At 70.1% G+C, this 25,665-nt stretch carries 24 protein-coding genes; 15 read left to right on the plus strand and 9 right to left on the minus strand.

Features of this window, described 5'->3' with window-relative positions; genetic code table 11:
• The 4 genes from phnE to ACFLIT_RS09850 are packed head-to-tail and all read left to right on the plus strand — an operon-like array spanning position 1 to position 3,976.
• Complete coding sequence (phnE, locus tag ACFLIT_RS09835; protein WP_479911043.1) at positions 1-813, plus strand: phosphonate ABC transporter, permease protein PhnE; 813 nt, start codon at positions 1-3, stop codon at positions 811-813.
• Between the two features lie 48 nt (positions 814-861).
• Complete coding sequence (locus ACFLIT_RS09840) at positions 862-1,602, plus strand: glycosyltransferase family 2 protein (RefSeq protein WP_479911044.1); 741 nt, start codon at positions 862-864, stop codon at positions 1,600-1,602.
• Positions 1,599-3,302: an ArnT family glycosyltransferase gene (locus ACFLIT_RS09845; RefSeq protein ID WP_479911045.1), complete on the plus strand. Its 1,704-nt coding sequence runs from the start codon at positions 1,599-1,601 to the stop codon at positions 3,300-3,302. The genes ACFLIT_RS09840 and ACFLIT_RS09845 overlap by 4 nt, the downstream gene beginning before the upstream one ends.
• A complete protein-coding gene (locus tag ACFLIT_RS09850; protein ID WP_479911046.1) occupies positions 3,299-3,976 on the plus strand; it encodes a TVP38/TMEM64 family protein in 678 nt (225 codons plus the stop codon). Before ACFLIT_RS09845 ends, ACFLIT_RS09850 begins: the two co-directional genes overlap by 4 nt.
• Positions 3,977-3,996: 20 nt before the next feature.
• Here ACFLIT_RS09850 and ACFLIT_RS09855 read toward each other — a convergent pair whose 3' ends face one another.
• The gene (locus ACFLIT_RS09855) at positions 3,997-5,997 is read right to left on the minus strand and encodes a TonB-dependent receptor plug domain-containing protein (protein WP_479911047.1); all 2,001 of its coding nucleotides are present in this window, start codon (positions 5,995-5,997) and stop codon (positions 3,997-3,999) included.
• A 105-nt stretch (positions 5,998-6,102) separates the two neighbouring features.
• Between ACFLIT_RS09855 and ACFLIT_RS09860 the strand changes: the two genes are divergently transcribed.
• Genes ACFLIT_RS09860 through ACFLIT_RS09870 form a run of 3 tightly spaced genes read left to right on the plus strand, consistent with a single transcriptional unit; the run spans position 6,103 to position 8,402 of the window.
• A complete protein-coding gene (locus ACFLIT_RS09860) occupies positions 6,103-6,408 on the plus strand; it encodes a PepSY domain-containing protein (protein WP_479911048.1) in 306 nt (101 codons plus the stop codon).
• Positions 6,409-7,068, plus strand: coding sequence for a response regulator transcription factor (locus ACFLIT_RS09865; RefSeq protein ID WP_479911049.1), 660 nt, complete (start codon positions 6,409-6,411; stop codon positions 7,066-7,068).
• Between the two features lie 41 nt (positions 7,069-7,109).
• Positions 7,110-8,402 carry an ATP-binding protein gene (locus ACFLIT_RS09870; protein ID WP_479911050.1) on the plus strand — a complete coding sequence of 431 codons (1,293 nt, stop codon included), beginning with the start codon at positions 7,110-7,112 and terminating at the stop codon, positions 8,400-8,402.
• Here the strand turns inward: ACFLIT_RS09870 and ACFLIT_RS09875 are convergent.
• Complete coding sequence (locus ACFLIT_RS09875) at positions 8,399-9,496, minus strand: glycosyltransferase family 4 protein (protein WP_479911051.1); 1,098 nt, start codon at positions 9,494-9,496, stop codon at positions 8,399-8,401. The two genes, ACFLIT_RS09870 and ACFLIT_RS09875, sit on opposite strands and share 4 nt — an antisense overlap.
• Entirely contained in the window at positions 9,496-10,365 is an 870-nt protein-coding gene (locus ACFLIT_RS09880; protein WP_479911052.1) for a UDP-2,3-diacylglucosamine diphosphatase, read from the minus strand. The genes ACFLIT_RS09875 and ACFLIT_RS09880 overlap by 1 nt, the downstream gene beginning before the upstream one ends.
• Before the next feature lie 130 nt (positions 10,366-10,495).
• Between ACFLIT_RS09880 and ACFLIT_RS09885 the strand changes: the two genes are divergently transcribed.
• The 3 genes from ACFLIT_RS09885 to ACFLIT_RS09895 all read left to right on the plus strand — a co-directional run bounded on the left by ACFLIT_RS09885 (position 10,496) and on the right by ACFLIT_RS09895 (position 15,840).
• Positions 10,496-11,131, plus strand: coding sequence for a TetR/AcrR family transcriptional regulator (locus ACFLIT_RS09885; protein WP_479911053.1), 636 nt, complete (start codon positions 10,496-10,498; stop codon positions 11,129-11,131).
• Positions 11,132-11,229: 98 nt separating this feature from the next.
• Entirely contained in the window at positions 11,230-13,482 is a 2,253-nt protein-coding gene (locus tag ACFLIT_RS09890) for a S8 family peptidase (protein WP_479911054.1), read from the plus strand.
• Positions 13,483-13,569: 87 nt separating this feature from the next.
• Positions 13,570-15,840 (plus strand): S8 family peptidase, encoded by a 2,271-nt coding sequence (locus tag ACFLIT_RS09895; protein WP_479911055.1) that lies wholly within the window; start codon positions 13,570-13,572, stop codon positions 15,838-15,840.
• 10 nt (positions 15,841-15,850) lie between these two features.
• Here ACFLIT_RS09895 and mnmC2 read toward each other — a convergent pair whose 3' ends face one another.
• From mnmC2 to ACFLIT_RS09915, 4 genes are all read right to left on the minus strand, one after another.
• Complete coding sequence (gene mnmC2, locus ACFLIT_RS09900; protein ID WP_479911056.1) at positions 15,851-17,617, minus strand: tRNA (5-methylaminomethyl-2-thiouridine)(34)-methyltransferase MnmC2; 1,767 nt, start codon at positions 17,615-17,617, stop codon at positions 15,851-15,853.
• Positions 17,598-17,918 (minus strand): hypothetical protein, encoded by a 321-nt coding sequence (locus ACFLIT_RS09905; protein WP_479911057.1) that lies wholly within the window; start codon positions 17,916-17,918, stop codon positions 17,598-17,600. Before ACFLIT_RS09905 ends, mnmC2 begins: the two co-directional genes overlap by 20 nt.
• A 4-nt stretch (positions 17,919-17,922) precedes the next feature.
• Positions 17,923-18,789 (minus strand): flagellar motor stator protein MotA, encoded by an 867-nt coding sequence (motA, locus tag ACFLIT_RS09910; RefSeq protein ID WP_479911058.1) that lies wholly within the window; start codon positions 18,787-18,789, stop codon positions 17,923-17,925.
• A gap of 81 nt (positions 18,790-18,870) precedes the next feature.
• On the minus strand, positions 18,871-20,136 hold the full coding sequence (locus tag ACFLIT_RS09915; protein ID WP_479911059.1) for an FG-GAP repeat domain-containing protein: 1,266 nt from the start codon (positions 20,134-20,136) through the stop codon (positions 18,871-18,873).
• Positions 20,137-20,457: 321 nt separating this feature from the next.
• Between ACFLIT_RS09915 and ACFLIT_RS09920 the strand changes: the two genes are divergently transcribed.
• The gene (locus tag ACFLIT_RS09920) at positions 20,458-20,976 is read left to right on the plus strand and encodes a response regulator (RefSeq protein WP_479911060.1); all 519 of its coding nucleotides are present in this window, start codon (positions 20,458-20,460) and stop codon (positions 20,974-20,976) included.
• 9 nt (positions 20,977-20,985) lie between these two features.
• Here the strand turns inward: ACFLIT_RS09920 and ACFLIT_RS09925 are convergent, their stop codons facing one another.
• Positions 20,986-22,341 (minus strand): lytic murein transglycosylase, encoded by a 1,356-nt coding sequence (locus ACFLIT_RS09925; RefSeq protein WP_479911162.1) that lies wholly within the window; start codon positions 22,339-22,341, stop codon positions 20,986-20,988.
• A gap of 188 nt (positions 22,342-22,529) precedes the next feature.
• Here ACFLIT_RS09925 and ykgO point away from each other — a divergent pair, with 188 nt between their 5' ends.
• The 4 genes from ykgO (at position 22,530) to ACFLIT_RS09945 (ending at position 24,300) form a co-directional block, all read left to right on the plus strand.
• Positions 22,530-22,655, plus strand: a complete 126-nt coding sequence (gene ykgO, locus ACFLIT_RS09930) for a type B 50S ribosomal protein L36 (protein ID WP_479911061.1) — start codon at positions 22,530-22,532, stop codon at positions 22,653-22,655.
• A gap of 159 nt (positions 22,656-22,814) precedes the next feature.
• Entirely contained in the window at positions 22,815-23,081 is a 267-nt protein-coding gene (gene gapR / locus ACFLIT_RS09935) for a nucleoid-associated protein GapR (RefSeq protein ID WP_479911062.1), read from the plus strand.
• Between the two features lie 44 nt (positions 23,082-23,125).
• Complete coding sequence (locus tag ACFLIT_RS09940; RefSeq protein WP_479911163.1) at positions 23,126-23,449, plus strand: hypothetical protein; 324 nt, start codon at positions 23,126-23,128, stop codon at positions 23,447-23,449.
• Between the two features lie 164 nt (positions 23,450-23,613).
• Positions 23,614-24,300, plus strand: coding sequence for a peptidoglycan DD-metalloendopeptidase family protein (locus ACFLIT_RS09945; RefSeq protein WP_479911063.1), 687 nt, complete (start codon positions 23,614-23,616; stop codon positions 24,298-24,300).
• Here ACFLIT_RS09945 and ACFLIT_RS09950 read toward each other — a convergent pair.
• Entirely contained in the window at positions 24,275-25,663 is a 1,389-nt protein-coding gene (locus tag ACFLIT_RS09950; protein ID WP_479911064.1) for a pyridoxal-phosphate dependent enzyme, read from the minus strand. The two genes, ACFLIT_RS09945 and ACFLIT_RS09950, sit on opposite strands and share 26 nt — an antisense overlap.
• Positions 25,664-25,665: the final 2 nt, after the last annotated feature.

Raw genomic sequence — 25,665 nt, forward strand, 5'->3', positions numbered from 1 at the left:
TTGAGCGTCGCAGCCGCCGGATCGGCGCCGTCGCTGGCGCCTCCGATCAAGCCGCTCGGCCAGAGGCTGATCGACTACGCCCTGTTCGGCGGCCTGCTGCTGCTGCTGATCATCAGCTTCCGCGCCGTGGAGATGGCGCGGCTGCCGAAGCTGTTCACCGACGCCGGCAATATGAAGGAGATCGGGACGGCGCTGATCCATCCCGACTTCACCTATTTCAAGACCTATGTCGCCCAGATGTGGCTGACCATTCAGATGGCCATCTGGGGCACCGCCCTGGCGGTGGTGATCGCCGTGCCGTTCGGCCTGCTCGCCTCGCGCAATATCGCCCCGCCGTGGATTCAGCAGCCGATCCGCCGCCTGATGGACCTGCTGCGCTCGATCCCCGACCTGGTGCTGGGCACACTCTTTCTGGTCGCCGTCGGCCTGGGCCCGCTGGCCGGGGTCATGGCCCTGGCGCTGAACACCGGCGGCGTGCTGGCCAAGCTGTTCTCGGAAGCCGTCGAGAGCATCGACAAGGGCCCGGTCGAGGGCGTGCGCGCCACCGGCGCGGAGCCGATGCAGGAAATCGTCTGGGGCGTGATCCCGCAGGTGGCCCCGCTGTGGACCAGCTACGCCCTCTACCGCTTCGAATCGAACTCGCGCTCGGCCACGGTGTTGGGCCTGATCGGCGCCGGCGGCATCGGCCAGCTGCTGTTCGACAGCCTCAACGGCTTCAACTACAGCCAGGTGGCGGCGATCGCCCTGGTGATCGTCGTCGCCGTGACCTTGATCGACCTGCTGAGTCAGGCCATCCGCTCGCGATTGCTGTAGGCTGCGGGGCTGACTCGCCCCGTTTCGGGGTTCGGGAGACTTTCATCGATGACGGACGTGAAGGCTTCGGTCGTCGTCGCCGTGCTCAACGAGGCCGAGAACGTCGCCGCCGTGTGCGACGAGATTCTCAGCAAGATGGCGCCGGCCGCGCCCTTCGAGATCGTCTGGGTGGACGACGGCTCGACCGACGACACCGCGGCCATCCTGCAGGGCATCGCCGACCGCGATCCGCGCGTGCGCCTCGTCCGCCACGACCGCCGCTGCGGCAAGAGCCAGGCGGTTCGCACCGGCGTGGTCGCCGCCCGCGCCGAATGGATCGCCACCCTCGACGGCGACGGTCAGAACGATCCCGGCGATCTGCCCGGCATGCTGCAGGCGGCCTGGACCGCCCCCGGCGCCCCGCCGCTGGTGGCCGGCATCCGCGTGCGCCGCAACGATCCGGTCTCGCGCCTGGTGGCCACCCGCATCGCCAACGGCCTGCGCTCGCGCGTGCTGGGCGACCATTGCCCGGACACCGGCTGCGGCGTGAAGGTGTTCCGCCGCGAGGACTTCCTGATGCTGCCGTGCTTCGAGGGCATGCACCGGTTCCTGCCGGCGCTGTTCGCCCGCTATGGCCACCCGTTGATCAACTATGAGGTCCAGCACCGGGCGCGGATGCTGGGCGTCTCGAAATACACCAATTGGGGCCGCGCCCTGGTGGGCGTCTGGGACCTGACGGGGGTGATCTGGCTGACCCGCCGCACCCAGGCGCCGCACGCGGTCACCGAAATCCGGCGGCCCGCGGAATGACCCTCCAGCAGGACATCGGGGGCGCTCGGGCTGGTGACCGCCTTTCGCTGCGCGACCTCGCGCTGCTGTTCCTCGTCGCGCTGGCGCTGTTCCTGCCCGGGTTCACCCAGCTGCCGCCGACCGACCGCGACGAGTCCCGCTACCTGGTGACCAGCGAGCGCATGGCCGAGACCGGCGACGTCATCGACCTACGATATCAGGAGTTGCCGCGCTATCTGCAGCCGGCGGGCATCTACTGGCTGCAGTCGGCGGCCACGACCCTGCTCGACAGCCCCGCGCACACCAAGGTCTGGGTCTATCGCCTGCCTTCGCTGCTCGCGGCCCTGGCGGCCGTGCTGATGACCGGCTTCGCGGGCGCCCGGGTGTTCGGAAGGACGGCGGGCCTGGCGGCGGCGCTGCTTCTGGCCGGCTGTTTCTCGCTGAACTTCGAGGCGCGGATCGCCAAGACCGACGCCGCCCTGCTGGCGGCGATCACCGCCGCGCAGCTGACCATGATGCGCGCCTATCTGGCGGGGCGGCGCGACAAGCCGGATCCCGGCCTGCTGAACGCCGTCGCTTTCTGGGCGGCGATGGGCGTCGGACTGATGATCAAGGGGCCGGTGATCGTGCTGGTCTCGGGAAGCACCTTCGCCGCCCTGGCGATCTGGGACCGCAATGTGCGCTGGGCCAAGGCCCTGCGCCCGGCGTGGGGCTGGCTGATCACCCTGGCCGTCGCCCTGCCCTGGTACGTGGCGATCGGGGTGAAGACCGACGGCGACTTCTATCAGCGCGCCCTGATGAAGAACTTCCTCGGCAAGGCCGGCGACAGCGAGCAGGGCCACAAGGGTCCGTTCGGCTATCATTTCGCCCTCTTGCTGGTGACCCTGTGGCCGGGATCGCTGCTGTTGTTCCGCGCCGTCGGCTTCGCCTGGCGCGAGCGGATCTCACCGCCGGTCCGCTTCCTGCTGTGCTGGATCATCCCAAGCTGGATTCTGTTCGAGCTGGTGGCGACCAAACTGCCGCACTACGTGCTGCCGACCTTCCCGGCCCTGGCGCTGCTGGCCGCCGCCGCCCTGTTCGCGCCGCCGATAAGCCAAGGGGGCGCCAAGCCCTTCCGCTTCGGCAGAATCGCTTTCTGGGTGCTGGCGGCCGTCTGGCTCGCGGTCAGCTTCGTCCTGACCTTCCTGGCGCCGATCGGTTTGATGCAGACCGAGCACCGGACCAGCGTCGTCGCCTTCGTCCTGGCCGCACTGGCCTTCGTCGCGGTCGTCGCGGCCCTGTGGCTGCTGGCGAGGCGCAAGCCGCTGGCGGCCGTGGGGGCGATGACGCTCGCGGCCTGCGTGACCTGGAACAACCTGTTCGGCTTCATCGTGCCGCAACTCGAGACGCTGTGGATGAGCCCGCGCATCGCCGCGGCCGCCCGCGCGGCGCGCGGCTGCGAGAGCGGCAAGCTGATCACCACGCCCTATAGCGAGCCCAGCCTCGTGTTCCTCTACGGGCGCGACCGCACCGTGCTGTCGCCAGACGGCCCGGACGCCGCCAGGCAACTGGCCGCCGACGCCGCCTGCGGGGTGGCCCTGATCGGCGATGACGATCAGGCGGCCTTCCTCGGGGCCGCCCACGCTCGAGGCCTGACGGTGCGGCCCATCGACCGGATCACCGGCCGGAACTATTCCAACGGCGACGACCAGACCCTGACGCTCTACAAAGCCGGCCCATGACCGCCGCTCCCTCCCGCAAGCTCGAGCGCCTGCCGCGCATCGCCGGCTTTGCGATCCTGGGGATTGTCACCCTCGCGGGCTTCGCCGCGCCGTTCCTGCCGCCGCACGTGACCCAGGGCCTCACCCTGTGGCTGCAGGCCGCCCACGCCAACCCCTGGGCCCCGCTGGTCGCCATGCTGGGCTTCGCGGCCCTGGCCACCCTGGGGGCGCCGCAGATCGTGCTGATTACCGCCGTGGTCGCCGCCTTCGGACCCTGGTGGGGCCTGCTCTATTCGTGGGGCGGCAAGATGATGGCCTGCACCATCGGCTTCATGATCGGCCGCCGTTTCGGAACCCGCATCGTGGCGGCCTATTCCGGCCCGAAGCTGCAGGACTTCATGCAACGGCTGACCCGGCACGGCTTCTGGGCCAGCGCCCTGATCCGCATGGTGCCGACCATCCCCTCGGTGCTGATCAATATCGCCGCCGGCGCGACGCCGATCCGCACCGCCGACTTCCTGGCGGGCACGGCGATCGGCAGCGTGCCGAAGATGGCGCTGATGGCCTTCGGCGGCGCGGCCGCGCTGGAGGCCGTGCGTCACCCCAGTTGGGGCGCGGTGGCGGCCCTGGTCGCGGTGCTGGCGCTGTGGGCCGTTCTGGCCTTCGCCTCGAAGCGCTGGCTGGGCAAGTCCTAGACGGCGACGAAGACCTACCGTCAGAACGTGCGCCGCACCTGCAGCGCCACGACGCGGTAGGGTTCGATCGTCCGCACGTCGTCGCGAGTCAGGACGCCGGCGCCGCGAGGGCCACGATAAATCTCGCGCGCCAGGGTCTCGCCGCCGATCAGGGCGTTATAGACATCCAGGCGGACGGCCAGCCTGTCGCCGGCTTTCCATTCGACGAAGACATCGGCCTCGGCGGCGCTCTTCACGCGCACCAGTTGGTCGGTGCGGAACTGGAATTCGGTCTGGGCGCACTCGTATTCGCCGCCGAGGCTCCAGCGCCCGCCCGGCATGTCCCAGATGAAGGCCATGTCGCAGAATCGCCCCGCCTCTGACGACAGGCGGCGCGTCCGGCCCGTCGCGGGATCGATGACCTGCGACGTCGCCCAGCCCATCTTGCCGTCAAGACGCGCGCCGGCCAGGCCGAAACGGTCGAGCGGCAGGGTGAGGGCCGCGACCAGGCGCTGGCGCTCGCCCACCCCGATATCGCCGAGGGCGTTGAAGCCGCCGACCGAGAGCTGGTCGTTGACGTTGTCGATGCGGCTGGCCAGCGCCGTGAGGCTGAACACGCCGCGCGTCCAGAAACGCCGTTCATAGACCGCCTCCAGCACCCAGGCCCGGCTCGGCTGCAGGTTGGGATTGCCGGCGTTGATCTGGCCGAGGTCGAGCTGGGCGGAGGAGACGAAGTCCCCGAAATCCAGCTGGTCGACCTCGCGTTCCAGGCGGACCCGCCATTGCCGGCCCTCGGCGGGCGACCAGGTAACCAGCACGCGCGGCTTGGCGAAGAAAAAGGACGTGGAGGTCGAGGCGTCGCCCGACTGCGAAATCTCCGAGACCTCGAGCCGCGCCCCGGCGTCGACGGACAGACCCGGACGGCCCTGCCACGTGACGGTGCCGAACGCCTCGGCGCGCTTTTCCTCCACCTTCACGGCCGCCGACGGCAGGGGGATGGCTACGCCGTTCTCGGCGTAGCGGGTTTCGCTGTCGAGGAAGTTATAGGCCGTCTCGCCGCCGGCCTCGAAGGTCCAGGCGTCGCCGCGCTTCACGCGCCCCACGGCGCGGACGATGCTCTCGCCCGCCAAGGCGCTTTCGCCGAAGGTTTCCAGATCCCCGTCCTGGAGGGTCGCCTCGGTTTCATCCTCTTTTGAAAGCGTCTGCAGGGCCGTGAGGGCGAGGTCGACGCCCGAGGCCAGGCGGCGATCGAGGCGGCCGCCGAGTTCGAGACTGCGCTCGTCCTCGTCGTTCTCGGTCACCTGGTCGGACCCGCCGCCGGAGACGGCGGTCGTGCGGGTCGCGCCCTGGCTTCGCTCGCTGGAGACCAGGGCGTTGACGCGGTACTTGCCGCTCGCGGTCGGTCGCTGCAGGGCGGCGCGCAGCGAGCCCGAGGCGACGTCCTCGGTCTGGTCAATTGCGAAGGCCTGCAAGGCGCCGCCCACCGGCTGAATCGCGCGGTCGCCCTCCCCCGCCCCGCGACCACGCTCGCGCGCGACCTGGGCCGAGACCTCGGTTTCGCTGAGGCCGAGGCGATGGGTCCACTGCAGACCCGCGCTTCCGCCCACGGAGCCGTCGCTATAGGCCCGGCCGCCGACTTCCACCACGCGATCCGTCTGGGCCTGGGCCTGAAGCACGATGTTGGCCACCACGGGATGGCCCTGCATCTCGACCCCGCCGGCCCCGCCTCGGATCAGCTCGATGCGGGCGACATTGGCGGGACGCAGGCGGCGCAGCACATCCTCAAGGCTGTCGGTCTTGGTCACCGGGCGCGCGCCGTTGACCAGCACATTGCCGCCGGCGGCGGCGAGCCCGCGCTGACCGTCATCGCCCTCATCGAGGACAAAGCCGGGAACGCGGGCGATCATGTCGAGGGCGGTGACCGGCCGCCAGGCCTGGAAGAAGGCGGGCTCGTAGACCAGCACCTCCTGAGCGGCGGCGGCGCTGGCGAGGAAAAGCCCGGCGGCGAGCGCCAGCCCCGGCAGACCAGATCTGTACGACATGCCGCCTCCCCGCGAATTCGTGAGCGAGGATGTCGCCGCCGACCTGACAGACGCCCGGCGGCGGGCGTCAGCGAAATATCAGCCGAACATGGTTAGGCTTGGCCCATGCTCCGCCCTCTCGCCATCGTCGCGATGTTCAGCCTGCTCGCGGCCGCCGAGCCGGCCGCCGCCGACGGCCGCGCCGATCAGCAGGCCGCGCGCCGCGCCCTGGAGCGCAAGGAAATCCTACCCCTGCCCCGCATCCTCACCACGGTCGGCCGGCGCGTGCCCGGGGACGTCCTCAAGGTCGAGCTCGAGCGGCGTGGAGAGCGCTTCATCTATGAGGTGCGGGTGCTGAGGCGCGACGGCCGGGTGATCGAGGTCGATGTCGACGCCCGCACCGGCGCGGTGCTTCGCGAGGACGACGACTGAATGCGCGCCCTGGTCGTCGAGGATGATCCGGTGGTCGGGCCGGATGTCGTGCGGGCGTTGAACGACGCCGGCTTCGCGGCCGAGCTCGCGCGCGACGGGCTGGACGCCTGGCGGCGGGCCGGCGACGAGGATTTCGCGGTGGTGGTGCTGGACCTCGGCCTGCCGCGGCTCGACGGCCTGTCGGTGCTGCGCCGCTGGCGCGGCGAGGGGCTGGGCTTCCCGGTTCTGATCCTCTCCGCGCGGGGCGACTGGACGGAGAAGGTCGAGGGCATCGAGGCCGGGGCGGACGACTATCTGGCCAAGCCGTTCCAGGTGGGCGAGCTGACCACGCGGGTCCGGGCGCTGGTGCGGCGCAGCGCCGGCCTCGCCTCGCCAGTGCTGCAGGTCGGCGACCTGACCATCGACGGGCGGCGGATGACGGTGACCCAGGGCGGCGCCCCGGTGCGCCTTTCGCCCCTGGAGTTTCGCCTGATCGAGTATCTGGGCCATCACGCCGACCGCGCGGTCTCGGCCGGAGAGCTGGCCGAGCAGCTCTATGGCGGCGACGCGGCCGACACCAACGCCGTCGAGGCGCTGATCGTACGGTTGCGGCGCAAGATCGGGACGCGGGCCATCGAGACCCAGCGCGGGTTCGGGTACCGTCTCTCGGCGCAGCCGTGAGGGCCCCGTCGCTACGGCTGCGGCTGCTGCTGGGGGGCAGCGTGGCCATACTCGCCGCCCTGGCCGTCGCCTGGCTGGCGATGACCTGGCTGTTCGGCCGCCACGTGGAGCGACGTGAAGCGGAAGCCCTGACGCGGGTCGGAGTGATGCTGGCCGGCGCCCTGCACGCGCCGGCCGATCCCCTGACCCTCGAGGCCGAGCCCTCGGACCCCCGCTTCGAGACTCCGTCGAGCGGCCTCTACTGGCAGGTCTCGTCGGCGTCCGGCGTGCTGCGGTCGCGCTCGCTGTGGGACCAGGGCCTGCCGGACAGCGACACCTCGCCGAGCGAATGGCGCATCGGCAAGGTGGACGGCCCGTTCGGCCGGCCCCTGCTGGTGGTGGCGCGGCGGATCGAGCTCGCCGGACGGCCGGTGCGGATCGCCGTGGCCACCGATACGACGCCCCTGGCCGCGGCGCAGGCCGAGTTCGCGCTCGAGCTGGCGGGGTTCATGGCGGTGCTGTGGCTGGTGCTGTTCGCCGCCGCCTTCGTGCAGGTGCGGCTCGGCCTTCGCCCGCTCAGCGCCATTCCCGAGGACCTGGCGCGGATGAAGCGCTCGGTCACCGAACGCCTTTCCGAGGCGCGGGCCAGCGAACTGGCGCCGCTGGTGACCGCCATCAACGCCCTGGCCGACTCCCGCCAGGCCGACATCGAACGGGCCCGCCGCCGCGCCGCCGACCTGGCCCACAGCCTGAAGACCCCCCTGGCCGCCCTGGCGGCGCAGAGCCGGCGCGCGCGCGAACAGGGCGCGGCCGAAGCCGCCGACGGTCTGGATCGCGCCGTCGAGATGATGGCCGCCGCCCTGGAGGCCGAACTGGCTCGGTCGCGGGCGGCGGCGGCCCGCGAGCGCGGCGCCGGCGAGCGGGCGAAACCGGCCGCGGTGGCCGAGCGCCTGTTCTCCGTGCTTGAGCGGACCGACGACGGCGCCCGCCTGGTTTTCACCCAGGACGTCCCGAACACCCTGACCGCCCCCCTCTCGGAATCGGTGCTGATGGAGATCCTTGGCCCGCTGCTGGAGAACGCGGCCCGCCACGCCCGCCGGCGGGTGCGGCTGAGCGGCGTGGGTCTCGCGGGCGACGGCTTTAGCCTGGATGTGGAGGACGACGGCCCGGGCCTGCTGATCGACCGCGCGGAGGCGGCCCTGATGCGCGGCGGCCGGCTCGATGAAGCCGGCGCCGGCCACGGCCTGGGCCTCTCCATCGCCCGCGACCTCGTGGAAGCGACGAACGGGACGCTTGGGCTTTCGCGCTCGGACCTCGGCGGCTTGCGGGTGTCGCTGACCTGGGAAAACCCCTAGGCGGCGGCCTTGGGCTTGCGGCGCAAGCGGGCGAGGCGGCGCAGACGCCGCCAGAAGCGGGTCTTCTCCGGGTCGGGATAGGGCTCGAGGTTCTTGAGGAATTCCTCGGCGCAGGCGCGCCAGGAGAACTTCTCGGCGAAGGCGCGAACCACCGCCCGGTCGCACTTCAGAGCCTCCAGGCAGGCCTCGGCGAGGCCGGTCTCCTGGTCGGGGGCGAGAGCGCCGGCGTTGGAGCCCGGGATAATGTCGGCCGGACCGGGCGCGTTGAAGCCGGCGACCGGCACGCCGGCGGCCATGGCTTCGAGAATCACCAAGCCGAAGGTGTCGGTCAGGGAGGGGAAGCAGAAGACGTCGGCGCAGGCGAAGTAGCGGGCCAGTTCCTCGCCGAACTTGGCGCCGAGGAACTTGGTCTCGGGATATTTCTCGGCCAGCTCCTCGCGGGCCGGGCCGTCGCCGATGACCACCTTGGTGCCCGGCAGGTCGAGGCTGGCGAAGGCTTCGATGTTCTTCTCGACGGCGACGCGGCCGACGTTGAGGAAGATCGGGCGGGCGAGCCCCTCGAAGAGGTCGGGCTCGTCCGGACGCTTCGGGCGGAACTGCTCGGTGTCGACGCCGCGCGACCAGGCGGAGATGTTGCGGAAGCCGTGGCGGATCAGTTCGTCGCGCATGGTCGGGGTGGCGACCATCAGCCGGCCCGACGGCTTGTGGAACCAGCGCATGTAGGAATAGCCGGCGGCCAGGGGCAGCGGCAGGCGGGCCGAGACATATTCCGGGAAACGCGTGTGGTAGCTGGTGGTGAAGGGCAGCTTCCACTCGGTGCAGATGCGCCGGGCGGCCAGGCCTATGGGCCCTTCGGTGGCGATGTGGATCGCCTCGGGCTCGAACAGCTTGAAACGCTCCTGCACCGGCTCATAGGCCCCGAGCGCGAGCTTGATCTCGGGGTAGGTGGGCAGCGGGAAGGTGGGGAACTGGTCGGGGCTGACCACGTCCACCGTGTGACCCATGGCGCGAAGTTCGGCCACGACGCGGGTCAGGGTGCGCACGACGCCGTTGACCTGAGGTTCCCAGGCGTCTGTGGCCAACAAAATCCGCATCAGGCGAGCGCAGGCTCCGGTCTAGGCGCGGCGGCGCCGGGCAGCCCCAGGGCGCCGAGGTCCAGCGGGGCTTCCGGCGCGTCGGCGCGGCGCGCGCGGTCGATCACCGACCACGAGCGCATCTTGGACCATTCGAGGATTTCGAGACGACCATCAGCGTGCTCCACGAGGGCGGTGCAGCTTTCGACCCAGTCGCCATCGTTGATATAGAGCACGCCATCGATTTCGCGCATCTCGGCCTTGTGGATATGACCGCAGATCACGCCGTCGACGCCGCGTCGACGGGCCTCTTCAGCCACCGAAGCTTCGAAATTCTCGATGAACTGCAAAGCGTTCTTCACCTTGACCTTCAGGAAGGCCGAGAGGCTCCAATAGCCAAACCCCATCCGGCGACGCACGCGATTGACCACCGTGTTCGCCGCCAGAATCGTCCTATAGGCCCAATCCCCGACGAAGGCGAGCCACCGGGCGTGCTGCACCACGCCGTCGAATTCGTCGCCGTGCAGCACCAGGAATTTCCGGCCGTCCGCGGTCTCGTGAACAGCGTCGCGCATCACCTCGACACCGCCGAAATGGGTGCCCAGGAAGTGGCGCGCGCCTTCGTCGTGATTGCCGGGAATGTACATCACCTGCACGCCCTTGCGGGCCATGCGCAGCACCTTCTGCACCACGTCGTTGTGGCTCTGCGGCCAGTGCCAGCCGCTCTTGAGTTTCCACCCGTCGACGATGTCGCCGACCAGATAGAGCTTCTCGCATTCGATGTGGCGGATGAAATCGAGCAGAATTTCCGCCTGGCATCCGCGCGTGCCCAGATGGATGTCGGAGATGAAGACGCTGCGATAGGTGCGAAGGTCGAGTCCGGCGTTCATTGACGTGCCCCAATGCCAAATTGCGCGAGTTGCCGCGCTTTTGACCTGATTTCTTGCGCTTTTCGTGAAATCGGGGGGTTGCGCAACCGCTCTTGTTGCGACGCAATATCGCAGTCGCTAGATCAAGCTCATGTCCGTTAAGCCAAGGCCTGCAAAGGATACGCCCAAGTCGCTCAAGACGCGCGCCCGCATCCTGGCGCGCGCGACGGAGCTGTTCGCCACCATCGGCTATCACGAAGCGGGCAACGCCGTGATCGCCGAGGCGGCGGGCCTGACGCGTGGCGCGATGCTGTATCATTTCCCCACGCGGGAAGCCCTCGTCGAGGGCGTGGTCGAACACATCCAGCGCGAGGCCGACCGGCTGCTGGAGTCGGCCGCCCGCACGCGGCCCGCCGGGGCGGATGTCGCCGAGCATGCGATCGACACCTATTGGGAACTGCTGCACGAGACGCCGCTGGTCGCCTTGCGCGAACTGCAGGCCGTGGCCCGCACCGACGCCACCGTCGCCGAACGCATCGCCGGAGCCCTGTCGGCCTTCGACCGCACCGGGTTCGGAGAGCCGTTGTCGGGCCTGTCCAACGCCGCGGCGGCCGCCCGCCTGCAGACCGGCCGCGACCTCGCCCGCTTCCTGCTTGAAGGCCTGGCCCAGGGAGGCATGACCTTCGACGACGAAGTCCGCACGGCGCAGCTGCTGGCTGTCGTCAAACGCGCCGTCCGCATTCTCAACCGCAAGGGTGAGGCAGCCGATCTTTGGCCCGACGGCTAAAAAGCCGCACCTATAGTTAAGGTTCTTTTCGCGGCCAGATTGTATAGGTCGTGGAAAATCGCGGATTTTTCCGCCAAAGAATCAAAACTGTCGGTCGCATGTTTCGTCTGCCCACCCTGACCTCGCTGGCCCTGGCCTGTGGATTGCTCGCCGCGTGTGGCGGCGGAGGGGGCGGCGGCGGCGGCCCGACGATCCCCACGCCGCCGACCAATCCGCCGCCGCCCCCGCCGACGACGAACCCAAGCCTGCCGCTCAATCCGCCGTCGGTCTCCAGCGACGAATATCGCCGCAACTACGCCCTCGCGGCGGTGCGGGCGGACGCGCCCTATGCGCTTGGCGCCACCGGCAAGGGCGTGACGGTGGCCATCATCGACACAGGCTTCGCCCCCCAGGCCGCCGACATGCAAGGCGCCTACAGCGCCGCCTCCAAGGATCTCTACGCCAGCCGCGACCAACTGGGCGGGGTGGACAGCCACGGCGCCCGCGTGGCGGGGGTGCTGGCCTCGCGCTTCAACGGCCAGGGCACGATCGGCGCGGCCTATGAGTCGACGGTGCTCGGCATCCGGGCCGACAACACCGTGGGTCCGAGCTGCACCAACAGCTGCACCTTCACCATGCACGACCTGGCCACCGCCATCGACTATGCGGTCGCGAACGGGGCGAAAATCGTCAACATGTCGCTCGCCGACGTGCGCACCGACCCGATGCAGAGCGCCGAGTTCGAGGCCGCACTCAGCCGCGCCATCAACGCCGGCGTGGTGTTCACCGTCGCGGCCGGCAACGCCGGCGAGGCCGATCCGGCCGCCCACGCCCGCTACGCCGTCGACAGCCGCTTCCTCGGCGCCTTCCTGGCCATCGGCGCGATGGCCCCCGATGGGGGGATGGCCAGCTTCTCCAACCGCGCGGGCGTGACCGCCGCCGGCTACATCGCGGCGCCGGGCCAGGACGTGGTCACCGACTGCGACGCCGGTAACAACTGCGCCTCCGCCAGCGGCACCTCCTTCGCCTCGCCGATCGTGGCGGGCGGCGTCGCGATGCTCCTGCAGTATTTCCCGAACCTTTCGGGTCGTGACGCGGTGTCGATCCTCTTGCGGACGGCGGACGACAAGGGCGACGCCGGGGTGGATTCGGTGTGGGGCAATGGCGCGCTCAACCTCGCCAAGGCCTTCGCCCCGGTGGGCGCCCAGACCATGGCCCTGCCCGGCGGGGCCAGCCTCGACCTGCCCACGGCCGCGACGCCCGGCAGCATGCTCGGCGCGGCCTTCGGCGACGCCGTCCTCGCCAGCGGCGGCCTGACCACCGTCATCCACGACGACTACAACCGCCTGTTCAGCGTCGACCTCGCCCAAGGCTATCGAAGCGGCCAGCGCCCGAGCACCATCGTCAGCGCCGCCCCTCCGGTGAACGATGCCGTCCAGACCCTCGCCCTGCCGAGCGGCGGCCAGCTGACCCTGGCGGCCGAGGCGGCCATGTTCCCCTACGCCGAGGGCGACGCCTCGCCGGTGCGCACCTTCCTGCGGCCCGAGGCTCCGTCCTCGGCCAGCGCCTCGGTGCAGGTCGGCGCCTTCGGCCTCACCGCCTGGCGCGGCCGGGGCCAGGTCAGCCCGCCCCAGGGCCTCGGCGGCCGCAACGCCTTCCAGACCCTGGCCCAGTCGAACAGCACCGTCGCCGGCGTCTGGCGCACCGGATCGTTGGCCTTCAGCGGCGAGGGCGGCTGGTCCGAGCGGCGCACGCCCCTGTCGATGACCCCGGTCGAAGGCTCCAGCTACGCCTCGGCCACCGCCGCCTACCAGGGCCCGGACTTCACGCTCAGCCTGTCAGCCGGTCGCCTGGCCGAGCCGCGCGGGGCCCTCGGCTCCGAGCTCGATCCCAACTCGCCGCTCGGCCTGACCGCCCGCACCCGCTTCGCCGCCGCCGGCCTCGACCGTCCGCTCGGGCCGCTGTGGCTGCGGGCCGAGGCCTCGGTGGGCCGCACCGAGGGCGGCGGCCGGCTGGTCAATGTCGAGAATGCGGTCGCCTCGTCCTGGCGGCTGGCGCTCAGCGGAACCTGCGACGAGGCCCTGCCCTGCGCCCGGTTCGGATTCGAACTGGCCCAGCCGCTGCGCGTCGAGCGCGGCCTGTTCCGCGCCATCCTGGCCGACATGCCGGCATCTTACGACGATCCGATCACCTTCTCGGAGCGTCGCATCTCGGCCGCCCCGACCAGTCGCGAGCTGGACCTGCGGTTCAATGTCGAGCGCCCGCTCGGCCTCGGCGCCCTGCGCCTCGAAGCCGCCGCCGCCTTCAACCCCGCCCACCAGCGATCCCAGGCCGACCTCGGCGTCTCCGCCATGTGGCGCGGACGTTTTTAGGAGCGGTTCGCCCTATCGTTTAACCGATCCCGGTCTATACCTAGGGTGCTTGACGCGCGGCGCCGGCAGTGTGGGTCGGGGGGCTCTGTGATCGTTCGTTCTGGTTCCGGCGCTGTCCTGCGCCTCGCCCTGCTGGCCGCCGCCGGCGCCTTCGTCACCGCCTGCGGCGGAGGCGGAGGCGGAGGGGGCGGTCCGGCCTTGCCGACGCCGACCACCCCCACCACGCCGACGCCCCCTCCGCCGCCGACGAACCCGAGCCTGCCGCTCAACCCGCCGTCGGTCTCCAGCAGCGAATACCGGCGCAACTACGCCCTCGCCGCGGTGCACGCCGACGCCGCCTACGCCCTGGGCGCCACCGGCAAGGGGATCACCGTGGCGGTGATCGACACCGGCTACGACCCGTCAGGCGCCGACATGCAGGGCGCCTACAGCGCGGCCTCGACGGACATCATCGCCAGCCGCGCCGCGCCGACCGGGTCCGACCGGCATGGCGTGCGGGTCGCGGGCATGATCGGCTCACGGTTCAACGGCAGCGGGACCATCGGCGTCGCCTATGAATCGACCGTCCTGTCGGTGCGCGCCGATCAGGTCCCGGACGCCGGATGCACCGAGGACTGCGACGGCTTTCTGGCCGGCGATTCCTCGCGCGCCATCGACTACGCCGTCGCCAACGGCGCCCGGGTGATCAATCTGTCGTTCGGCGGCGAGGACGCTTCTCCCTCCACGTTCCGCTCCGCCGTGCAACGGGCCATCGCGGCCGGCGTGGTGTTCACCGCCTCGGCGGGCAATGAGGGCGATGCGCTCGACCACTGGCCGGCGCACCTGGCGGCGGAAAGCGGTTTCATCGGGTCGATGCTCGCGGTGGGCGCCACCGGGCCGAACGGCGACATGGCCAGCTTCTCCAACAAGGCGGGCGGCTCGGCCGCTGGTTACATCACCGCCCCGGGCGAGGACGTGATCACGGACTGTGACGCCAGCCAGAGCTGCTGGCGGGTGAGCGGCACCTCGTTCTCGTCGCCTGTCGTGGCCGGGGCCCTGGCCCTGCTCCTGCAGTATTTCCCGAACCTTTCGGGTCGTGACGCGGTGTCGATCCTCTTGCGGACGGCGGACGACAAGGGCGACGCCGGGGTGGATTCGGTGTGGGGCAATGGCGCGCTCAACCTCGCCAAGGCCTTCGCCCCGGTGGGCGCCCAGACCATGGCCCTGCCCGGCGGGGCCAGCCTCGACCTGCCCACGGCCGCGACGCCCGGCAGCATGCTCGGCGCGGCCTTCGGCGACGCCGTCCTCGCCAGCGGCGGCCTGACCACCGTCATCCACGACGACTACAACCGCCTGTTCAGCGTCGACCTCGCCCAAGGCTATCGAAGCGGCCAGCGCCCGAGCACCATCGTCAGCGCCGCCCCTCCGGTGAACGATGCCGTCCAGACCCTCGCCCTGCCGAGCGGCGGCCAGCTGACCCTGGCGGCCGAGGCGGCCATGTTCCCCTACGCCGAGGGCGACGCCTCGCCGGTGCGCACCTTCCTGCGGCCCGAGGCTCCGTCCTCGGCCAGCGCCTCGGTGCAGGTCGGCGCCTTCGGCCTCACCGCCTGGCGCGGCCGGGGCCAGGTCAGCCCGCCCCAGGGCCTCGGCGGCCGCAACGCCTTCCAGACCCTGGCCCAGTCGAACAGCACCGTCGCCGGCGTCTGGCGCACCGGATCGTTGGCCTTCAGCGGCGAGGGCGGCTGGTCCGAGCGGCGCACGCCCCTGTCGATGACCCCGGTCGAAGGCTCCAGCTACGCCTCGGCCACCGCCGCCTACCAGGGCCCGGACTTCACGCTCAGCCTGTCAGCCGGTCGCCTGGCCGAGCCGCGCGGGGCCCTCGGCTCCGAGCTCGATCCCAACTCGCCGCTCGGCCTGACCGCCCGCACCCGCTTCGCCGCCGCCGGCCTCGACCGTCCGCTCGGGCCGCTGTGGCTGCGGGCCGAGGCCTCGGTGGGCCGCACCGAGGGCGGCGGCCGGCTGGTCAATGTCGAGAATGCGGTCGCCTCGTCCTGGCGGCTGGCGCTCAGCGGAACCTGCGACGAGGCCCTGCCCTGCGCCCGGTTCGGATTCGAACTGGCCCAGCCGCTGCGCGTCGAGCGCGGCCTGTTCCGCGCCATCCTGGCCGACATGCCGGCATCTTACGACGATCCGATCACCTTCTCGGAGCGTCGCATCTCGGCCGCCCCGACCAGTCGCGAGCTGGACCTGCGGTTCAATGTCGAGCGCCCGCTCGGCCTCGGCGCCCTGCGCCTCGAAGCCGCCGCCGCCTTCAACCCCGCCCACCAGCGATCCCAGGCCGACCTCGGCGTCTCCGCCATGTGGCGGGCGTCGTTCTAGGAAGGCTTGGCTAGAGTCTCGTCGGATCGACGGCGGCCGCCAGATCGAACGGCAGCGGCGAAGGCCGGCCAAGCGCCAGGGCGGCCACATGCTCGGCCAACAGGGGCGCGGTGCAGAAGCCGCGCGCGCCGAGGCCGCCGAGCACGAACAGGCCATCGCCGAGCGCGCCCGCCAGGGGCCGGTGGTCCGGCGTGGTCGCCCGCAGGCGCGCGCGCCCCTCGAGCGGCAGGATCGCCAGGCGTGAGGCCAGGGTCGGCAGGCCCTCGGAGACCAGCAGAAGATTGCGCTCGTGGTCGATGTCGCGGACGTCCGTCGTCCGGTCGTCGCGGTCGAAGGTGGCGCCGAACAACACCCCGTCGCCGGTGGGGATCGCATAGCCGCCGAACGCCGCGGGCGCCGTGGTCAAGCCCTCGGCCCAGCTGGCCTGGCCGCGAACCGGGCGGATCGGGGCTGAGGGCCAGAGGCCCTGGAGATCGGCGCCGGTGGCCAGAACCACCGCGTCGACCTCGGCGACGACCTCGCCGTCGGCGCCCAGGAGGCGCCAGCCCGTCTCGCCGCGCTGCAAGCCGGCGACGGCGGCGACCTCGGGCTCGCCCGCCCAGGCGGCGAGCGCCCTGGAGGGCGAGATCACCAGACCGTTCTCGAAGCGGAGGCCGCCGACCGTCGGCTCGCCCATCCGGCTCGAGGCGTCCTCGGCGGAAAGACGGACGACAGAGCCCGCGTCGAAGGGACCGTTGGCCACTACCTTGTCGAAGCGCGACGCGTCGCGCGGTTCCGCCTCAAGCTGGGTCGCGCCGCGGGCGATGACGGCGTCTGTGGCGTTGTAGAGGGCTGCCGCCCGCTCGAACGCCTGGGCGAACAGCCGGGCGCGGCCGCCGCCGCTGGCGTCCAGCGCCGGGGTGACCAGGGCGGCGGGGTTGCCCGAGGCGCCGGCCCCACGTCCCGCGACATCGAACAATCGGGCCTCGCCGCCGAGCGAGCGGATGGCGCGCATCAGACTGGCCCCGGCGACGCCGGCGCCGACGACGGCGAGGCTCGGCGGTGGAGCGTCCACGGCCGCGCCGGGAAGGACAGCCTCCAGCCGTTCGCGCTTGCGACCGAAGCCGGGCCGCTTGTCGACCTGGAAGCCGGCCGCCGTCAGGCCGCGCCGCACGCCGCCGGCGACGGTGAAGGTGGCGGCGCGGGCGCCCGGGGCGGACCGCTCGGCGACTCCGGCCATCACCGCCTCGCTCCACATCGCGGGATTGAGAGCGGGCGAAAAGCCGTCGAGGAACCAGGCGTCGGCCCGCCCGGTCCAGGCGGCCAGCGCCTCCTCCACCGGCAGGACGGCCAGGTCGATCACCGCGTCGAAGCCGGCGGGCTGCAGCCGATGGAAGCCGGGCGCGCGGCCGGGCCAGGCGGCGAGCATGGCCTCGGCGGCCGGGGCGATCTGCGGCCAGCGACCGAGCGCCCGGGCGGCGTCCTCCCGAGCCAGAGGGTGGGCTTCGATGGTGAAGACGTTGAGCACCGCGCCCGGCGGCCGGGTCTCGCGCCACATCGTCAGCAGAGCGGCGATGTTCAGACCGGTTCCGAAGCCGAGTTCGCCGACGGTGAAGGCGCGCCGTCCCGCCCAAGCGTCCGGCAGGCCGCAGCCGGCGAGATAGACCGCGCGGGATTCCGCCAGGCCGTCATCGCTTGAGAAGTAGACGTCGCCATACAGCCGCGAGGCGGGCAGGCCGTCCTCGCGCCAATCGATGGGGCTGGTGTCGGGGCCGCCCCTAGTGGCCGGCGGGCGCATGGGCGGCCGGGGCTGGAGCCGCCTTCGTGGCCGGAGCCGGCGCTGCGTGGGTGTCGGCTGGAACCGCATCGGCCATCGCGGGGGGCGCGCCGGTGGCGTCGGCGGTCGAAGCCGGAACGGCCTCGGCCGGAGCATTGGCGGCGGCGGCGGCGTCTTCGGCGGCGCGGCGGTTCTGCTCCTCCGCCGTCATGATCTGGGCGGTGGGATGCTCCTCGCTCGCAGCGTCCGTCGCGTGCTCCTCCTTCTTGCCGCAGGCGGCGAGGGCGAGGACGACGAGGGCGGCGACGATGGCGCGGCGCATGGTCTTATTCGTTCGGGATGTTGTTCAGCGCCTCTTCCAGCTCCGCGAAGCTGGGCTGGGCGGTGGAGGGCACGTCGCCGCGGCCGATCTCGACCGAGATCTGGGCGGCGTTGCCGTGCAGGTGGGCGACCAGCACCGACTGGATGATCTTGTAGAAGGCGGCGTCCTCGTTGACGACGCCGGTGAGGCGGGCGGCCAGCGGGCCGACGAGGCCATAGGCCAGGAACACGCCCATGAACGTGCCGACCAGGGCGCCGCCGATCATGCCGCCGAGCACGGCGGGCGGCTCGGTGATCGACCCCATGGTCTTGATGACGCCCAGCACGGCGGCGACGATGCCGAGGGCCGGCAGGGCGTCGGCCAGCGACTGCAGGGCGTGAGCCGGCTCGAGCGCCTCGTGGTGATGCTTCTCGAGCTGCTTTTCCATGGCGTCCTCGACCTGGTGAGGGTCTTCGAGGCTCATGGTCATCATGCGCAGGGTGTCGCAGATGAAGTCCACGGCGAAGTGGTCCTTCATGATCTTCGGGTAGCGGCCGAAGATGGCGCTGTCGTGCGGCTTTTCGATGTGGCTTTCCAGGGCGATGACGCCCTTGGACTTCATGGTCTTGGTCAGGCTGAACAGCAGGCTCAGAAGGTCGCGGTAGTCCGACGCCTTCCACTTCGGGCCGGCGAAGGCCTTGGCCAGGCCGGCGCCCGACGCCTTGATGACGTGCAGCGAGTTCGAGATCAGGAAGGCCGCGATGCCGGCGCCGCCGATGGCCATCAGCTCGTGCGGGGCCGCGTGGGTGATCACGCCCATCTGGCCGCCGGAGATGATGTAGGAGCCGAACACCAGGCCGAAGAGCAGCACGATGCCGATGATCTGGAACATGGCCCGCAGCCTCCCCGGAAGAATATCAGGGGCAAGATCGCGGTTAATGCTTAATGGGCGGTGGACGCGACCTGCGACGTCTTAGCGCCAGCTGGGATTCCTGGTCAGGAGCAGCCGCACCTGGCTGCCCCAACCGCCGACGACGACGTCGGTCTTGCCGTCGCCGTCGAGATCGCCCGAACCCATGCTCCAGTTGCGGCCGACCATGGTCGGCGGCAGGGTCGACTCGGTGACGTCGGTGAAGTGACCCTTGCCGTCGTTCTTCCAGGCCCGCAGGGGGCGCGGGCCGAGGCCCGGCACGGCGATGGAGCCGACCAGCAGGTCCGGCGCGCCGTCATGGTTGAAGTCGACCACCTTGGCCGCCCAGCTCGACCACTGGTGGGCCGGGAAGCGCGTCGCCGTCTCGTCCTTCCAGCGGCCGGCGCCGTCATTGATCAACAGCCGGGTCTGCGGGTCCTTGTCCCAGCGTCCCGCATTGCTGCTGAGGTTGAAGAAGGCGAAGTCCAGGTGGCCGTCGCCGTTGGCGTCGAAGACATGCACCTCGCGGGTCTCCAGCGGGACCTTCAGCTCCATGCGATCGGAGACGTCGGTGAACTTGCCCTTGCCATCGTTGAACAGCAGCACGTTCGGCGGGTCCTGGTTGGCCAGCACCATGTCGAGGTCGCCGTCCTTGTCGAGGTCGGCGAGCGCGATGCCCTGGGTGTTGCGCGCCGAGGCCGGGACATTGGCGCTGGCGTCGATGAAGTGGCCCGGGTTCTTCGGATCGTTGAGGAACAGGGAGATGTGCGGGTTCGGAATCGGGCCGGGATTGAGCCGCGGCGGCTCGTCGGTATTGCCGATAATGATGTCCGGCAGGCCGTCGCCGTTGACGTCGCCGATCTCCAGCGCGTTGCCCTGGCTCTGGCGGGGCAGCCGGTCGCTGACCTCGCGGAAGTTCGCCTTGCCGTCGCCGAGGAAGATCTGGTTCCGCTGATCCTCCTCGGAGGCGAAGACCACGTCGACGTGGCCGTCGCGGTCGAGGTCGGCGAAACGAACGTGTTCGTTGTCGTGCTCCAACCAACCGAAGACGCCCTGTTTCCAGGTCAGCTTGCCGGTCCCGTCATTGAGATACAGGCGGCTTAGCCCCATCTCCACGGCGACGACGACATCCAGATCGCCGTCCTCGTCGACATCGGCCAGGGCGGCGTCGAGGCCGTGCAGATCGGGCGCCGGCGGGACATTGGTCGCCGTCGCATCGCGGTAGGCGGGAAGAGGCGCCGGGGGCTGGGCCGGTTGCGAATGGGCGCTCCCGGCGACGAACAGGCCCGCCAGCAGCCCGGCCCCGGTAAGCGAACGATTGAAAGCCATGGCTTCACCCTCCCTCGCCGTTGTTCGGCCGCGGCCGCCCGGCGTTGTGCAGCATATGGATGAAGGGTCTCGCCACAACCGAGGCGCGTCAAGGCGGCCGGCCACAACCGCCTCAGCAACTCAAAACGACTTGTCGGCAAATAGCCGGGCCCTTAAGAGAAATCCGCAGTTATCAGGCACGCATATCGGCAACATGAGAAAGCCGTTTCGTATTTGAGAATGCAGATTTTGACACGTATCGCCAAAATACCCGTCTGTCCTTCCCTGCGCCCGGCGCGAGTGGAAGCAGGCGCGCAGTGCACCGCCGTTCGTCAGTAGACCATGACGTCGCGCTTCGATTCCCTGAACATCCTGATTATCGACGACAATCCGCAGATGCGGACGATCCTCAGCACGGTGCTGATGGCGGTCGGCGTTGGGCGGCTACACCACGCCGAGAATGGCCGGGACGGGTTGGAGATGGTCAAATCCCATCCCATCGACGTGGTCTACGTCGATCTCGAAATGCCGATCATGGACGGATTGAAGTTCATCGCCGCGGTCCGCGAACTGGAAACCGAGGCGCGCTATCTGCCGGTGATCATGGTCACGGGCCACAGCTTCGGACCCAGCGTGTTCGCCGCGCGCGACGCCGGCATGACCGAATTCCTGGCCAAGCCCGTGACCGGGCAATCCGTCGTGCAACGCCTGGAGCGGGCGATCTTCCATCCGCGGCCGTTCATCCGCTCGCCCAACTTTATCGGGCCGGACCGGCGGCGGCGCACCGACGCCAGCCATGCCGTGCTTGCGCGACGCAGGACCGACAAGAAGCCCGAGGACGCGGGCGTTCTCGAGCTCTAGGCGCCAAGCCTAGCCAGGAGTCGCCGAAGCGACGTTGGCCGCTTCGAGGCTGAGGCGCTTAACGAGATCGAGCGACAGATAGCCGTCGGGCGGCGTCCCCCTCGCCTTCTGCCAGTCCCGCAGCGCCTTGCGTGTGCCCGCGCCGATGACGCCGTCGGGGGCTCCCGGGTCGAAGCCCAGCCGCGCGAGGGCGCCTTGGGCGGCCATGCGATCGGCCAGCGACAGGGGCTGCTCCACCGGCCAGGCCGCGACCAGCACGCCGCCGCCGCTGAAGCGGTCGGCCAGCAGGCCGATGCCCAGGGCGTAGGCGGTGGAGTTATTGTATTTGCGGATCGCGAAGTGGTTGGGCAACGCCAGGAAGGCCGGCCCCTTGGCTCCGGCGGGCAGCAGCAGTTGGGCGGGCGCGGCCGCGTCCGCCGCCGTCCAGGGCAGGCCGTCCGCCCGCTTGACGCCCCGCGCCTGCCAGGCGGCCCACGGTTCGCGCGGGCCTTCAACGAAGCTGTAGTCGAAACCGGCCGGGAGGATGACCTCCCTGGCCCAGCCTTCGCCACGCCGCCAGCCGCCCTTGGCCAGAAGGTTGGCCGCCGAGGCCAGGCTGTCGGCGTTGGAGCCCCAGATGTCGCGCTTGCCGTCGCCGTCCTCATCGACCGCGGTCGGATCGAAGTTCGAGGGGATGAACTGGGTCTGGCCCATGGCGCCGGCCCACGACCCCTTCATCTGGGCGCGGGTGGCCTCGCCCGAGGCGATGATCTTCAGGGCCGCGATCAGTTCGGTTTCGGCGAAGGCGCGGCGTCGACCGTCGGCGGCCAGGGTGGCGAGGGAGCGGATGACGTCGCTATTGCCCTGGATCTTGCCGAACGCCGATTCCATGGCCCAGACGGCCAGCAGCACGTCGCGCGGCACCCCGAAGCGTTGCTCGACATCGGGCAGGAAGGTCAGTTCATCGCGATAACGGCGGCCGAGCGCCACGCGATCGTCGCTGATCACGCCCTTGATGTAGTCGCCGACCGGGCGGGAGAACTCGGGCTGGCGACGGTCGAGGCTGACCACCGCCGGGTCGGGCGTCAGACCGGCGAGCTCACGCTGCACGACCGGAACCGGAACGCCGGCGGCCACCGCCTTGTCGGCGAACTGGGCGCGCCAGTTGTCGAAGGTCATGTCGCCGGAACTGACCGAGGGCGAGACAGGCGGTGGGGCGGACGGCGTCGCGGCCGTGGGCGGCGCCGACGCCGACGCCGACTGAGATTCGAGGATCGAGCTGATCGTCGGCGCCTGGACGATGGCCGAGGGCGCGATCGCCGGCGGCGTCATCGACGGGTCGGCGCAGCCGGCGAGCAGCAGAACGATAAAGACGCGGCGGTCCATGCGACGGGGCATGATGGGGAGGCTAAGGCGCATCCCAAGGCGGTTCAATGACGCAAACCGTTTCTCGGGCGGGCTCCGCGCATTGACTCCCCGGCGTCTCGAAGCTATTGACCCCGCCTTTCCGGAACACCCGGACGTCCAAAACCCGCAAGACTCGGGGGCCGGCCGTTCGCGCAACGAGACATGTCATGAAGGTCCGCAGCTCCCTGAAGTCCCTCAAGAGCCGTCACCGCGACTGCAAGCTGGTGCGTCGCAAGGGCCGCATCTTCGTGATCAACAAGACCGACCCGCGCTTCAAGGCCAAGCAAGGCTGAGCGGCGCGGCGCGGGTTCGCGCCGCATCGAGTCTTCCACAGAATACATGCAGCGCCGCGTTCGGGATTTCCGTGCGCGGCGTTTGTGCGTCTTGGCGTCCGTCGTGCGCGCCGCTAAGCCCTTCCGACCTTCGTTACCCTTACCCGAGAGTCTACGACCATGGCCGACGACGCCTCCTCCATCGAAGTGCTGAACGGCACGGCCCAGACCCAGCTCAAGACCATCATCGAGCGGATCGAACGCCTCGAGGAAGACAAGGCCGCGATCATGGCCGACCAGAAGGAAATCTACGCCGAAGCCAAGGGCAACGGCTTTGACGTGAAGGTGATCCGCAAGGTCGTTCGCCTGCGCAAGCAGGACAAGGCCAAGCGCCAGGAGGAAGAGGCCATCCTCGACCTCTATCTGTCGGCCATCGGCGGGCTTTGATCCGCAAGCCTCCGAAATCCCCAGGATCAGGGGCGAAAGACAAGATTGACCCGCGGGCGGCCGCCCGCGAGCAGGCCAAGCGTTCGGCCCTCAATGCGCTGAAGCGCGCCAAACGCGCCGCCGACACGGCGGGCGTGAAACTCTCCGACTGGGAAGACGAGTTCATCGGCTCGGTTTCCCAGCGGATCGAGACCTACGGCCGCGCCTTCGCCGATCCCGAGAAGGGCTCGCCCGGCCAGGCGCTGAGCGGCAACCAGGCGATCAAACTTAAGGAAATCGCCGCCAAGGCCAAGGGCGAGAAGCGGCAATGGAATCGACGTAACAGCTTCGGCCGAAAGAGCGATGAATCGGCGGATAGTGACGATTAATCAACATCGTTAAAGGCCGCGCTTGAATTGACCTAAAGGATCGGCTCGCCTTTATCTGAACAAGATTGGAATTCGCCTCAGAAGCGACCATCCGCCACATTACATCGACTGAAAAGATTCCCCAGTTGAGCGGACCGACGATCCAGGCTTTACAGGTCGCCCGCATGACTCCTTTGAACTTCATCTCTCGCAAGGCCGTTGTTCTCGGCGGGATGCTGACCCTGGCGATCGGCGCGCCGGCGCTCGCCGTGGGGGTGGCCAGCCATGCCAAGGTCGTGGCGCCCTACGTCGAATTCCTACGCGGCGCGGCCCCTAAGGCGCCGCCGACCCAGCAGATCACGATATGGGACGGGGCGGACCTCGACGGCGACGGCGCGGCGGACGTGGCCAACCCCACGGGCCAGGCGCCGCGTGGGCATGACGCCTTCGGCGACGGCTACTTCGGCGCCTCGCGCGACGGGGGCGAGCGCCGCCACGCCGGCGTCGACTACACGGCCCAGGCGGGCCAGCCGGTCGGCGCTCCGATCTCCGGATTCGTGAGCAAGATCGGCTATGCCTATGCCGACGACGCCCGCCTCCGGTTCGTCGAGATCGACAATCCCGCCCTGGGGATCACCGCCCGCGCCTTCTACGTCGACCCCAAGGTCGAGGTCGGCCAGGCCCTGCGCCTGGGCTCGCCCATCGGCGCCGCCCAGGACCTGCAGCCGCGCTACGCCGGCATCACCGAGCACGTGCATCTGGAAATCGCCAATCACGCCGGCCGCAAGCTGGACGCCGCGATGCTGCTGCACGCGCGATTGGAGACCGTGCCCGTCCTGGCCGCGGTCAATCGTACAGCCGTAGGTGATTGATCAGGTCGACGCGCGTCACCACGCCGACGAACCGATCACCATCCACCACCACCGCCACCTCGCCGCGATCGAACACCCGGGTGAGCTTGGCCAGGTCGTCGCCGGCCTGCAGGGTCTTCACCTTCTCGGTCATGGCCTCGCGCACAGGCCGTTTGAAGCGGTGCTCGCGGTCGTCGTGCTCGACGGCGGCCAGGAGGTCGCTCTCATCCAGCAAGCCGACCAGGCGGCCTTCCTCGACCACCGGAAGTTGGCTGACGTCGCTTGAACGCATGCGGTTGTAGGCGGTCAGCAGGGTGTCGTCCGGCCCCACCGCCACGACCCCGCCCTCGGCGTAGGGCCTGGCGATCAGATCGATGACCCGGCCCGTAAGGCGGCGATCCTCGAAGCCCTGGGCGGCGATCCAGAGGTCGTTGAACATCTTGGTCAGGTATTTTCCGCCGGTGTCGCAGGCGAGGGTCACCACCCGCTTCGGCTCGGTCTGCTCGCGACAGTAGCGCAGGGCGGCGGCCAGGAGGCAGCCGGTGGAGGAGCCGGCGAGAACGCCTTCTCGCCGCAGCAGCTCGCGCGCGGTGTCGACGCTTTCGCGGTCGCTGATCGTATAGGCCTGGGACACCAGGCTCATGTCGGCGTTGCTGGGGATGAAATCCTCTCCGATGCCCTCGACGATCCACGAGCCCGCCTCGCCGATATGGCCGGTGGCGACATAGTCGGCGAGGATCGAACCCTCGGGGTCGGCCAGCACCATCTTCGTCTTCGGACTGGCGACCGCCAGGAAGCGGCCGAGGCCGGTCAGGGTGCCGCCGGAGCCGACGCCGACCACCACGGCGTCGAGATCGCCCTGCATCTGCTCGAGAATCTCCGGTCCGGTCGTGGTCTCGTGCGCCCGCGGATTGGCCGGGTTCTCGAACTGATTGACGTAGAAGCCGCCGGTCTCGTCGGCCACCCGCTGGGCGAGGTCCTGGTAGTAGTCCGGGTGACCCTTGCCGACATCGGAGCGGGTAAGGCGCACGTCGACGCCCATGGCGCGCAGGTGCAGGATCTTCTCCCGCGCCATCTTGTCCGGCACCACGAGGATCAGGCGATAACCCTTGGTCGCGGCCACCTGGGCGAGACCGAGACCGGTGTTGCCCGCCGTCGCCTCGACGATGGTCCCGCCCGGCTTCAGGCGGCCGTCCGCCTCCGCCGCCTCGATCATCGAGCGGGCGACCCGATCCTTGATCGAGCCGCCGGGGTTCTGGTTCTCGAGCTTCAGGAACAGGCGGCAGGGACCGACGTCGAAGGCGGTGAGTTCGACCATCGGCGTGTGTCCGATCAGCGCCAGGGCGGAGCCGACGGCTTCAGGCGTGGCGGAGGGCTGGGTCATGG

It is taken from the genome of Caulobacter sp. HJHS_5 (assembly GCF_056683955.1).

What these genes read in the sequence shown, in the direction of transcription:
- ACFLIT_RS09840 (WP_479911044.1), top strand. Translation starts at nt 862, where the DNA reads ATGACGGACGTGAAGGCTTCGGTCGTCGTCGCCGTGCTCAACGAGGCC.
- ACFLIT_RS09845 (WP_479911045.1), top strand. Translation starts at nt 1,599, where the DNA reads ATGACCCTCCAGCAGGACATCGGGGGCGCTCGGGCTGGTGACCGCCTT.
- ACFLIT_RS09850 (WP_479911046.1), top strand. Translation starts at nt 3,299, where the DNA reads ATGACCGCCGCTCCCTCCCGCAAGCTCGAGCGCCTGCCGCGCATCGCC.
- ACFLIT_RS09855 (WP_479911047.1), bottom strand. Translation starts at nt 5,997, where the DNA reads ATGTCGTACAGATCTGGTCTGCCGGGGCTGGCGCTCGCCGCCGGGCTT.
- ACFLIT_RS09860 (WP_479911048.1), top strand. Translation starts at nt 6,103, where the DNA reads ATGCTCCGCCCTCTCGCCATCGTCGCGATGTTCAGCCTGCTCGCGGCC.
- ACFLIT_RS09865 (WP_479911049.1), top strand. Translation starts at nt 6,409, where the DNA reads ATGCGCGCCCTGGTCGTCGAGGATGATCCGGTGGTCGGGCCGGATGTC.
- ACFLIT_RS09875 (WP_479911051.1), bottom strand. Translation starts at nt 9,496, where the DNA reads ATGCGGATTTTGTTGGCCACAGACGCCTGGGAACCTCAGGTCAACGGC.
- ACFLIT_RS09880 (WP_479911052.1), bottom strand. Translation starts at nt 10,365, where the DNA reads ATGAACGCCGGACTCGACCTTCGCACCTATCGCAGCGTCTTCATCTCC.
- ACFLIT_RS09885 (WP_479911053.1), top strand. Translation starts at nt 10,496, where the DNA reads ATGTCCGTTAAGCCAAGGCCTGCAAAGGATACGCCCAAGTCGCTCAAG.
- ACFLIT_RS09890 (WP_479911054.1), top strand. Translation starts at nt 11,230, where the DNA reads ATGTTTCGTCTGCCCACCCTGACCTCGCTGGCCCTGGCCTGTGGATTG.
- mnmC2 (WP_479911056.1), bottom strand. Translation starts at nt 17,617, where the DNA reads ATGCGCCCGCCGGCCACTAGGGGCGGCCCCGACACCAGCCCCATCGAT.
- ACFLIT_RS09905 (WP_479911057.1), bottom strand. Translation starts at nt 17,918, where the DNA reads ATGCGCCGCGCCATCGTCGCCGCCCTCGTCGTCCTCGCCCTCGCCGCC.
- motA (WP_479911058.1), bottom strand. Translation starts at nt 18,789, where the DNA reads ATGTTCCAGATCATCGGCATCGTGCTGCTCTTCGGCCTGGTGTTCGGC.
- ACFLIT_RS09915 (WP_479911059.1), bottom strand. Translation starts at nt 20,136, where the DNA reads ATGGCTTTCAATCGTTCGCTTACCGGGGCCGGGCTGCTGGCGGGCCTG.
- ACFLIT_RS09920 (WP_479911060.1), top strand. Translation starts at nt 20,458, where the DNA reads ATGACGTCGCGCTTCGATTCCCTGAACATCCTGATTATCGACGACAAT.
- ACFLIT_RS09925 (WP_479911162.1), bottom strand. Translation starts at nt 22,341, where the DNA reads ATGGACCGCCGCGTCTTTATCGTTCTGCTGCTCGCCGGCTGCGCCGAC.
- ykgO (WP_479911061.1), top strand. Translation starts at nt 22,530, where the DNA reads ATGAAGGTCCGCAGCTCCCTGAAGTCCCTCAAGAGCCGTCACCGCGAC.
- gapR (WP_479911062.1), top strand. Translation starts at nt 22,815, where the DNA reads ATGGCCGACGACGCCTCCTCCATCGAAGTGCTGAACGGCACGGCCCAG.
- ACFLIT_RS09945 (WP_479911063.1), top strand. Translation starts at nt 23,614, where the DNA reads ATGACTCCTTTGAACTTCATCTCTCGCAAGGCCGTTGTTCTCGGCGGG.
- ACFLIT_RS09950 (WP_479911064.1), bottom strand. Translation starts at nt 25,663, where the DNA reads ATGACCCAGCCCTCCGCCACGCCTGAAGCCGTCGGCTCCGCCCTGGCG.